Source organism: Stenotrophomonas sp. PS02298, assembly GCF_029959445.1.
In the GTDB taxonomy this organism is placed as follows: domain Bacteria; phylum Pseudomonadota; class Gammaproteobacteria; order Xanthomonadales; family Xanthomonadaceae; genus Stenotrophomonas.
The window spans coordinates 1-10,283 of record NZ_JASCOR010000153.1 but is presented as its reverse complement, the minus strand read 5'-3'; the positions used below and the strand labels follow the sequence as shown (position 1 = coordinate 10,283).

Here is a 10,283-nt window from a genome sequence, read left to right as displayed (position 1 = left end):
GGCTTACGCCGCTCCTACAAGACTGCTTGTAAAGCCCCAGCCGAGCATGGCTCGGCGCTACCGTTGCTGCGGACTTAGAACGGGTCGCTGCCCGGGCGCACTTCGACACCCAGCAACGAGCACAGCGCCAGCATCGCTTCATCGTCGCGGCTCAGTGCCACCCAACCGGCATAGGCATCGCCACCGGTGTTCCAGTTCCACACCGTGTAGCCGTGCTCGCGCAGGCGGTCATGGGCGGTGGTCATCAGCATCGGTACGTCGAGGTCGTCGGTGAAGTCTTCGTCGTCGAAGTCACCACCCCAGGCGATGTTCAGATTCCAGCGCGCGGCCATTTCGTCCAGTGCCGCGACGAAGGAATCGGTGTCCTTCCAGTCCACGTAGAAGCCTGAACGCCAGTCGATGGCATCCTTCAGGTCCCACAGCCATTGCTCATCAGTGGCGTCTTCCTCGTTACCCGCGCGCGCTTCGCGCCAAGCATCGAACTGCTGCAGCGCCGCGTCTTCATCACCCGGATTGATCAGCCACAGCAGGTTCCAGACCCGCGCTGGATGGTCGTCTTCGTCGAAATCCGGTTGCAGTTCGTCAGAGTCTTCGTAATCGGCGCTGTTGTCGGGCATGGGGCTGTTTCCACTACATGATTGGCGCGCATTCTGCCGCCAGCGGCGTGCCAGCGAAAGCCTTGGCACGCCACAGCGGTTATCCTTGCGCCCCGAAGAGGGCCACGGTGGCCTTCACTGAAGCATTGATATGAGCGATACCCCTCCCGATCATCTGGCGGTCAATCCGCAGAGCCCGTTCCACAATGCCGAAGCACTGCAGCGCGGCGTCGGCGTGCGTTTCAACGGCATCGAGCGTGATGACGTGGAAGAGTATTCCGTGCAGGAAGGCTGGATCCGCGTCCAGGCCGGCAAGGCCCGCGACCGCCGCGGCAACCCGATGACGCTGAAGATCAAGGGTACGGTTGAGCCGTATTTTCTTGAGTTGAAGAACGCTTAAAAGCCCTAAGAGCCTGCCCTCACCCCAACCCCTCTCCCGCAGGCGGGAGAGGGGCCAGATATGCGTAGGCTGCTAGTGCTTTAGCCCCTCTCCCGTTCACGGGAGAGGGGTTGGGGTGAGGGGAAGCTTCTAGCCAATGAAGCCAACAACCACCCTCAATCCCTCTGCCGGGTCTCCAGCAGATCCAGATTGCGGATCAGCTTGCGCGCGATTTCATCCGATACCTGCCCGCGCCGGGTCAGCCTGAACAACTCCTCGCGCTCGGCATTCAAGCCGGCGCTACGCAGGCTGCGATAGGCCTGTTCCATGCGCCGCACTTTCTCCGGGTCTTCGTCCGGGCCCTGCCCCTTCTCCAGATTGCGCTGGTACAGCAGGCTCACCCGCGCCGCAGCGTCGTTGAGCAACTGCACGGAACTGGTGGACTGACCTTCGACCAAGGCCTGCCGTGCCTTCTCCACTGCCGCCAACGCGGCCTTGGACGAGGCCCTGCGGGCCAGGTCTTCCTCGCGCCGGCTGTCATCGTCCTTGGGCAGCTCCAGGCCCTTCAGCAGGCGTGGCAGCATCAGGCTGGCGCCGACCAGCGATACCAGGATCACCGCCGCCGCCAGGAAAATCACCAGGTCACGCGCAGGGAACGGCTCACCACCGGGGATCATCAGCGGCAGGGTCAACACGCCGGCCAAGGTGATCGCGCCGCGCACGCCGGCCACCGACATCGCCAGCACCACCCGCCACGAGGTACTGGTGGTTTCTTTCTCGCCACGCATCCGCGCCCGCAGCAGGTTCCAGCGCAGCGACAGCCATACCCAGACCAGTCGCAGCACCACCAGCACGGCATTGATCGCCAGCACATAGACCAGCAGCCACCACGCGCTGTGATGGCCAGTCACCGACATGGTCTCGATCGCACGCTCGACAATGCCCGGCAGCTGCTCGCCCAGCAGCACGAAGATGATGCCGTTGAAGCTGAACTGCACCATGTTCCACACCGCGTTGCGCTGCACGCGCATGCTGCCGCTGATGCGACCGGTCAGCTCCACATAGCTCATCGTCACGCCCGCGGCGACCGCGGCGAGGATGCCCGATGCGTGCAGTTCTTCTGCCAACAGGTAGGCAGCAAACGGAATCAGCAGGTTGACCAGCAGCGCCGCGCCCGGCTCCTCACCGAAACTGCGCCACAACCAGCGCTGGAAGGTGGACACGCTCCAGGTCACCGCCACGCCGATCGCCAGGCCGGCGAAGGCCACCCACAGGAAGGTCAGCGATGCCTCGGCCAGCGAGAACGAACCGGTCATCACCGCCGCCACCGCGAAGCGGAAGCAGACCAGGCCGGAGGCGTCGTTCAACAGCGACTCGCCTTCCAGGATGTGCATCAGCCGCTTGGGAATGGGCACGCGTGACGCAATCGCACTGACTGCCACCGGATCGGTCGGTGAGATGATCGCCGCCAGTGCGAACGCCACCGCCAGCGGCATCGATGGAATCATCCAGTGGATCAGCAGGCCGGCACCGAGCACGGTGAACACCACCAACCCGAACGCCAGCTCCAGGATCGCGCCCTTGTCGCGGAACAGGCCCTGTTTGGGAATGCGCCACCCATCCAGGAACAGCAGCGGCGGCAGGAACAGCAGGAAGAACATGTCCGGCTCAAGCGCGTGGCCGCGATTGAACACGCCCGCGATCAAGGCACCCAAGCCGATCTGCACCAAGGGCAACGGCAATGAGAAGGGGAGGATTCTTACCAGATAGCCACTGGCGACAACCGCCACCAGCATCGCCAGGACTACTTCAATCGTGTGCATGCCCGTTCCACGGATTCACTACCACGACAGCAGGCTGCCGACACTGGCAGTGGCGGATGAATACCGGGAAATTACCACAGCAATCAGGCGATGCTGTCGTCGATGTGCTCGATGATCGCTCGCAATCGCATCACGCCAGGGCGAGTGGGCTTGGCGTGCCCCGCTTCACGCCAAGCGCCCACCTGCCAAACTCATTGCGCCTCGCCATCGAAGCGGTAGATGTCCATCGCCAGGAATCCCATGTCGATGCCGGCGTCGATCCGCCGTGCGCCAAGCTGGTCGCTGCCGGCTGCACCCATCGCGAAGTACAGCGGCAACAGATGCTCGTCGGTGGGATGCGCCTGGGCCGCGAATGGTGCCTGCTGGCGGTAGTCGAACATGGCCTGCACGTCGTTGGCCGCCAGCTTCTGCTCCACCCAGTGAATGAACGGCCGCACATACGGCGCTTCCTTGCCGTCCTGGTAGTTGCGCCAGTCGTGCAGGTTGTGGGTGATGCTGCCCGAGCCGATCAGCAATACGCCCTGCTCACGCAACGGCGCCAGTGCACGGCCCAGCGCGAACTGGTGCTTCGGGCCGAGCCGGGGTTGGATAGACACCTGCAGCACCGGGATGTCGGCCTCCGGATACAGGTAACGCAGCGGTACCCAGGCGCCATGATCGAGCCCGCGCTGCGGGTCGATGCCCGGCTGCAGCCCGGCATCGGCCAGCCGCTGGGCCACCTCACGGGCCAGCGCCGGTGCCCCCGGCGCCGGGTATTGCAGTTGGTAGAGCGGCTCTGGGAAGCCACCAAAATCATGGATGGTCTCCGGCTCGGCCGCTGCCGATACCTGCGGCGCATGCCCCAGCCAATGCGCCGAGGCCATGACGATGGCGCGCGGCCGCTGCATCCCGGCAGCCAGCTCAGCCAGACGCGGCCCCACCAACCCCGGCTCCAGGGCGGTCATCGGTGAACCATGCGAGATGTAGAGGGAAGGCAGTGAACTGCGCATCGTGGGCTCCCTGAAGGATTTGGTGCGTGCAGGTTATTGCCTGGATCTCCGGCAACAAATAATCTCACCAGCAACGTTTTATTGCGGAAACGGAAACAATGGACACCATCGATGCCATGCGGGTGTTTGTCGCAGTGGTTGAGCGCAATGGCTTCAGCGCCGCCGCTGATGCCTTGGACATCTCCACCGCTGCTGTCACCCGTCAGATTGCCGCGCTGGAAAAGCGCCTGTCCACCCGCCTGCTCAACCGCACCACGCGCAGGGTCAGCCCAACCAGCACCGGTGCCGCCTACTACCAGCGCTGCGTGCAGCTGCTGGCCGAGTTCGACGAGCTGGAGGCCTCGGTCGGCGCGCAGGCGCTGCAGCCGTCCGGACGGCTGCGTATCAATGCGCCGGTCAGCTACGGCATCGCCCGGCTCGGTGCATTGCTGCCGGCCTACAGCGCGCGCTATCCACAGGTGGAGCTCGACCTGCAGTTGTCCGACCGCCTGGTCGACATGGTCGAGGAAGGCTATGACCTGGCCATCCGCATCATCCGCCAGCCGGCCCCGAACCTGATTGCCCGGCACCTGGGGCAAGTCCACATCCGCCTATGCGCGGCGCCCTCTTACCTGGCCCGACGCGGCACACCTAGCACCCCGCAGGATCTGGCCACGCACGAATGCCTGGCCTACACCTACTCCGCCGCCGGCGAGGCGCTGCAGCTGCTGGGACCAGAGGGTGAAGTCAGCATCCCCGTACAACCGCACCTGCGCGCCAACAATGGCGAGGTGCTTCGCGAAGCTGCCATCGCCGGCATGGGCATCATCGCCCAACCCGACTTCATCATCGACCAGGCACTTGCCGACGGCCGCCTCATGCCGGTACTGCCGCAGTGGGAAGTACCCCCGATCGGCATCTATGCGGTCTACACCAGCCGCAGCCACCTGGCCCCCAAGGTGCGCAGCTTCATCGACTACCTGGTCGAATGCCTGGGCAAGGACGCCGACCGCTCAGCTTGAGTGGCTGCCTTCCAGCATCGCCAGCACCTGCTCCAGCGGCATCGGCCGGCCCAGCAGGTAGCCTTGCACCTGGTCGCAGCCATGCGCGGCCAGCCAGCGCCGCTGGCCCTCGGTCTCCACGCCTTCGGCGATCACCGACAAGCCCATGCTGTGGCCCAGCGACAGCAGCGCGCGACAGATGGCAGCGTTGCGTGGGTTTGTTTCGACATCGCTGACAAAACCGCGGTCGATCTTCAGCGAATCCAGCGGTAGATGCTGCAGGTAGGACATGCTGGAGAAGCCAGTACCGAAATCATCCAGCGCCACGCCCACGCCATTGGCATGCAGGTGGCCCAGGGTCTGCAGCGCCTGGGTCGGATTGCGCATCAGCACGCTCTCGGTGAGCTCCATCTGCAGCGCACCGCGGGCCAGGCCGTGGTCCTGCATGGCACGGCTGAACTCGCCGACCAGGTCGCTGTTGAACAGCTGCACCGCAGAGACGTTCACCGCGATCGGCAGGTGCTGCCAACCGGCGGCAGACAACTGTTTCTGCGCGCGCGCGGCGGCGTGGATCACCCAGCGACCGAGCGCGATGATCAGGCCGGTGTCCTCGCACAGCTGGATGAAATCGACCGGCGCGATGAAACTGCCATCGGCCTGCGGCCAGCGCAGCAGTGCTTCCAACGCAACCGGACTACCTTCGGACGCGTCCATGATGGGCTGGAAGTACAGCACGAACTCACCGCGATCAATGGCCATGTGGATGCGCCCGGCCAGCTGCAGCCGCTCGGTGTAATGCGCCGCCATACCCGCGTTGAAGTGCAGCAGGACAACACCGGTCTCGCGTGCGGCATGCGCAGCCTGTGCCGCACGGCCCAGCACCTGCTCTGCCAGCTCGCCATCCAACGGGCAGCTGGCAACGCCGATGCGGGCTTCCAGCTGGTGATAGGTATCACGCCCGCGGATGGGTTCCGCCACCGCTGCCAGCAAGGCATTGAGCGCCATCTGCGGATCGCCCTCGCCTTCGATCGCGAGCACGAAGTCTTCCGCCGGCTGGTGCGCCAGCAGGCCATGGCGGGCGGCCAGCCCGCCCAGCCGCACCGACACCGCACGCAGTGCCTCCTCACCGGCGTCACGGCCGAGGGTGTCGGTGATCATCTGCAGGCCACGCAGCTGCACGTGGGCAATGGTGTAGCCAAGGCTGCCGGCATCCAGGCGCTCGGACAGTGCACGCACGGTCAGCAGGCCGGTGCCGGCATGGTGACTGGCGCGGTAAGCCAGCTCGTTCTCGTAACGCAGCCGCTGGCTCACGTCTTCAGCCAGCGCCAGGCAGGCGTTGCGGCCGGCAAATTCCAGCTTGGCGAAATGCGCCTGCACATGGAATGCGCTGCCATCCTTGCGCAGGTGGGTGCTGACCTGCAGCCCCAGCAGATCACCACTCAAGGCACGGCCGGCGGTCTGGCGGATCTCATCCCATTCCGCTGCCGGACGGATGTCGAGGATGGACATCGCCAGGAACTCTTCGCGGCTATAGCCGTATTGATCAATCGCGGCCTGGTTCACTTCCAGGAAGCGCAGGGTGATCAGGTCGAAGATCCAGAACGGCGCCGGGTTGCGATCGAACACCAACCGGAACTGGCGCTGCGCCTCCTGCGCACGCGCTTCGGTGTTGACCCGTTCGCTGATGTCCACCACCGCGCCAGCCAGACGCTTGCTGTCACCGGCATCATCGACCAGCTCACCGCGCGCGGACAGCCAGCGCAGGAAACCATCGCCGCTGCGCAAACGGAACATCGCGTTCAAGGCGCCCTTGCCGGCCAAGGCGCGCACCAGCATGTCGTTGAGCCAGGCGCGATCCTCCTCGTGCACCCGCGTCAAAAATCCTTCCAGCGAAGTGCTGCGCCCCGGCAGGCTCAGCATTTGTTGGGTCAGCGCCGACCAATACACGATCGGTCGTTCGCCATGGATGGACCAGGTACCCACCTTGCCGACTTCGTGGGCCAATGCCAGTTCGGCATTGCCGGCCTGCAGCTCTTCGCTGAGCTGCTGCTGGTGTCGGGTACTGCGGTCAACCCTATATATCAAATAGGCAAAACCGGTCAGATACAGCAGATAGATGCCGATGGAGGCATACAGCAGCAGATACCAGCCCGCCATCACCTCGCGGTAGGACAGTGAGGCGTACAGGCTCAACGGGAAATCTGTTGGAACGCTGACCGCCGCGATGCGGCGCTCACCGTCATAAGGACTGGTCACCACACCGCGTTTCATCACCATCGGCGACGGCGGCAGAACCCGCATCGGCCGCGTCAAGGGATTGCCAACCAGACGTTCCGGTTCACGGCTATGGGCCAGCAACTGCCCGTAGCGGTTGCCAATGGACGCAGTGCCATCGCGGCCCAGATCCAGGCCACTGACGACCTCCTGGAACGCCCCCAGCCGCACCCGTGTCAACAGCCACTGGCCCGGCTGCACCTGCAGGGCTGCACGCAGCACCCAATGTTTGTCGGCTGTCTGCTCGAGGGCACCAAGGTAGAGCCCACCGTTGAGCAGGCGGTTTTCCGGAACCACCCAGCTCTGCAAGGTGAGGTCGCCCCCCCCTGCCGACAGCGGCACGCCACGGTCATCCACCAAGGTGATGGACGCAAGGTCCTGGTTGCGCTCCAGCACGCCACGCACGCTGGCCTCAAACAAGGCAGGCGCCTGGTCAGGCACCTGTCGATAGAACTCCCGGGTATCGCTGGCGGTGCCGCGCAACGCGCGTTCCCATGTGACCAGCTGCGCGCGCAGCAAGCGGCTGCTGCCGCTGGCCAGCGCGGCCGATTGCCGCTGCGCGGCTTCAAGCCTGCTGTTGCGGTCGTTCCACAACATGCTGATCATGCCACCTGCCAACAGCAAACCCACCGCCACGCCGGCAATGATCATGACCCGCAATGGATGAGCCGGCGTCCGGGTCACCGGTGAGTCCAACGTATCAGTAGGCGGAAAGCTGGCATTGCGTATGTTGGTCCTGGCATCACTACAACTAGGAACCGGCAGGTGGGGACCTGCAACGGTCGCATGCGAACACCACATACTCCACCCTGCCAATGTCTCCCCAGACACCACGTGCAGCGCGTTCGCTCAAGCATGCAGCACAATCACCGTCGGCGTGAAGAGTGCGTGACCAATTTTCTCGCATTCCCCGCACTTGTGCACATCCGTCAAGTGCCAGAATCAATATCTTTGTGAACGGGGTTCGAGGTCTAGACTTGTCATACACATCCTCCGGATAACGTCATGGCTTTGCAACGTTCCTTCCTGGTACTGGCAATCGGCACCGCACTTGCCCTCAGCGGCTGCGCAAAGGACGCCAGCGCGCCCGCCACTGATACCAGCGCGACACCCGCACCCGCCAGCAGTGCTGCCAAACCGCAGCTGGGTAGCTTTGGCTTTGATGCCGACGGCATGGACCGCAGCGTCGCTGCCGGCGACAACTTCTACGACTTCGCCAATGGGCAATGGGTGCAGCGCACCGAGATACCCGCCGATCGCTCCAGTTATGGCAGCTTCAATGTGATCGCAGAGAAAACATTGGCCGACACCCGCGCCATCATGGAAGAAGCCGGCAAGGCCAATCCCGGCGAAGTCCGAAAGATTGGTGACTATTACGCCGCATTCATGGACGAAGCCGGTATCGAAGCGCGCGGCATCGCGCCGGTGCAGCCGGCGCTGCAGGCCATCGCCGGCATTGCCGACAAGCCAGCATTGGCAAAGGCCCTGGGTGCCAGCCTGCGTGCCGACGTGGACCTGCTCAACGCCACCAACTTCTACACGCCGCACCTGTTCGGCGTGTGGGTATCGGTGGATCTGCTGCAGCCCGATCGCAACGCGCCCTACCTGGTGCAGGGCGGCCTGGGCATGCCCGACCGTGACTTCTACCTGCAGGACGGCCGCATGGCCGAGCTGCGCGGCGCCTACCAGGCCTATGTGGCCAAGCTGCTTGAGCTGTCCGGCGACAAGGACGCGGCTGCCAAGGCGGCGCGCATCGTCGCGCTTGAAACCAAGATCGCCCGCGCCCACGCCACCCAGGAAGAAACCAACGACGTGCAGAAGGGCGCAAACGCCTGGAAGCAAACCGACCTCACCAGCAAGGCACCGGGCATGGATTGGAAGGCCTTCCTGGAAGGCGCCAACCTGGGAGCGCAGCAGGACTTCATCGTCTGGCAGCCGAAGGCCGTGGCCGGCCTGTCCAAGCTGGTCGCCAGCGAGCCGCTGGATGTGTGGAAGGACTACATGGCTTTCCACGCACTGGATGAGGCAGCCACCTACCTGCCCAAGGCCTTCGCCGATGCCCACTTCGCCTTCCATGGCACCGCGATGAGCGGCACCCCACAGCAGAGCGATCGCTGGAAGCGTGCGGTGGCCGAGACCAACAGCGCGGTTGGCGAGGCGGTTGGCAAGATCTACGTCGAGCGCCACTTCGATGCCGCCACCAAGGCACGCGCCGATGAGATGGCCAAGAACATCATCGCCGCCTTCGCCAAGCGCATCGACGCGCTGGAGTGGATGTCGCCGGAAACCAAGGCGCACGCCAAGGCCAAGGTTGCCGGACTCAAGGTGGACATGGGCTACCCGAGCAAATGGCGTGACTACACCGCGTTGGACGTGAAGCCGGACGATGCACTCGGTAACGCCCAGCGCGCCTCGCTGTTCGAATACCAGCGCAACATCGCCAAACTCGGCAAGCCGGTCGACCACAGCGAATGGGCGATGCTGCCGCAGACCATCAATGCGATGAACGTGCCGCTGGAAAACCGCCTGGTATTCCCGGCAGCCATCCTGCAGCCGCCGTTCTTCGACGGCGCCGCTGATGATGCGATCAACTACGGCGCCATCGGTGCGGTGATCGGCCATGAGATCAGCCACGGCTTCGACAATGCCGGCGCGCTGTTCGATGAAACCGGCAAGCTGCACAACTGGTGGACGGCGGAGGATCTGAAGAAATTCAACGCCGCCGGTGATGCGCTGGCGATGCAGTTCGACAGCTACGAGCCGTTCCCGGGCGTACACGTCAACGGTCGCCTGACGCTGGGCGAGAACATCGCCGACGTCGCTGGACTTGGTACTGCGTATGACGCGTATCGGTTGTCACTGCAGGGCAAGCAGGAACAGACGCTGGAAGGCTTCACGCCGGACCAGCGCTTCTTCCTTGGTTTCGCCCAGGCCTGGCGCAGCAAGGCGCGTGAACAGGCGCTGCGCAATTCACTGCTGACCAATGTGCATGCTCCGGGCCAGTTCCGTGCACTGACCGTGCGCAACGTGGATGCGTGGTACCCGGCGTTCGAGGTCAAGGAAGGCCAGAAGCTGTATCTGGCACCTGAGAAGCGGGTGAAGGTCTGGTAATAGGAACCCCCTCCCTTTCGCGCAGCGAAGGGGAGGGTTGGGGAGGGGTTGCTGTGCTGCTGGCGGTAGTGCCGAGCCATGCTCGGCAAGAAGCATTCCCGATAGAGCCCCTGCCGAGCATGGCTCGGCAC

7 protein-coding genes are annotated in these 10,283 nt (G+C 64.3%); 3 read left to right on the top strand and 4 right to left on the bottom strand.

Going from position 1 to position 10,283, the window contains the following annotated elements; genetic code table 11:
- Positions 1-74: 74 nt before the first annotated feature.
- Entirely contained in the window at positions 75-617 is a 543-nt protein-coding gene (locus tag QMX78_RS17410; RefSeq protein WP_282271881.1) for a hypothetical protein, read from the bottom strand.
- A gap of 130 nt (positions 618-747) precedes the next feature.
- Here QMX78_RS17410 and QMX78_RS17405 point away from each other — a divergent pair, with 130 nt between their 5' ends.
- The gene (locus QMX78_RS17405) at positions 748-996 is read left to right on the top strand and encodes a DUF3297 family protein (protein WP_282271879.1); all 249 of its coding nucleotides are present in this window, start codon (positions 748-750) and stop codon (positions 994-996) included.
- A 155-nt stretch (positions 997-1,151) separates the two neighbouring features.
- Here the strand turns inward: QMX78_RS17405 and QMX78_RS17400 are convergent, their stop codons facing one another.
- Both QMX78_RS17400 and QMX78_RS17395 read right to left on the bottom strand, forming a co-directional pair.
- Entirely contained in the window at positions 1,152-2,798 is a 1,647-nt protein-coding gene (locus QMX78_RS17400; protein WP_282271877.1) for a Na+/H+ antiporter, read from the bottom strand.
- Positions 2,799-2,989: 191 nt separating this feature from the next.
- The gene (locus tag QMX78_RS17395) at positions 2,990-3,787 is read right to left on the bottom strand and encodes a class III extradiol ring-cleavage dioxygenase (protein ID WP_282271875.1); all 798 of its coding nucleotides are present in this window, start codon (positions 3,785-3,787) and stop codon (positions 2,990-2,992) included.
- Between the two features lie 98 nt (positions 3,788-3,885).
- Between QMX78_RS17395 and QMX78_RS17390 the strand changes: the two genes are divergently transcribed.
- Positions 3,886-4,788 (top strand): LysR family transcriptional regulator, encoded by a 903-nt coding sequence (locus QMX78_RS17390; RefSeq protein ID WP_282271868.1) that lies wholly within the window; start codon positions 3,886-3,888, stop codon positions 4,786-4,788.
- On the opposite strand, the gene QMX78_RS17385 is transcribed toward QMX78_RS17390, so the two are convergent.
- Positions 4,780-7,725, bottom strand: a complete 2,946-nt coding sequence (locus tag QMX78_RS17385; RefSeq protein WP_282271866.1) for an EAL domain-containing protein — start codon at positions 7,723-7,725, stop codon at positions 4,780-4,782. The genes QMX78_RS17390 and QMX78_RS17385 overlap by 9 nt on opposite strands.
- A 321-nt stretch (positions 7,726-8,046) precedes the next feature.
- On the opposite strand from QMX78_RS17385, the gene QMX78_RS17380 reads away from it, so the two are divergent.
- The gene (locus tag QMX78_RS17380; RefSeq protein ID WP_282271865.1) at positions 8,047-10,152 is read left to right on the top strand and encodes a M13 family metallopeptidase; all 2,106 of its coding nucleotides are present in this window, start codon (positions 8,047-8,049) and stop codon (positions 10,150-10,152) included.
- Positions 10,153-10,283 lie beyond the last annotated feature (131 nt).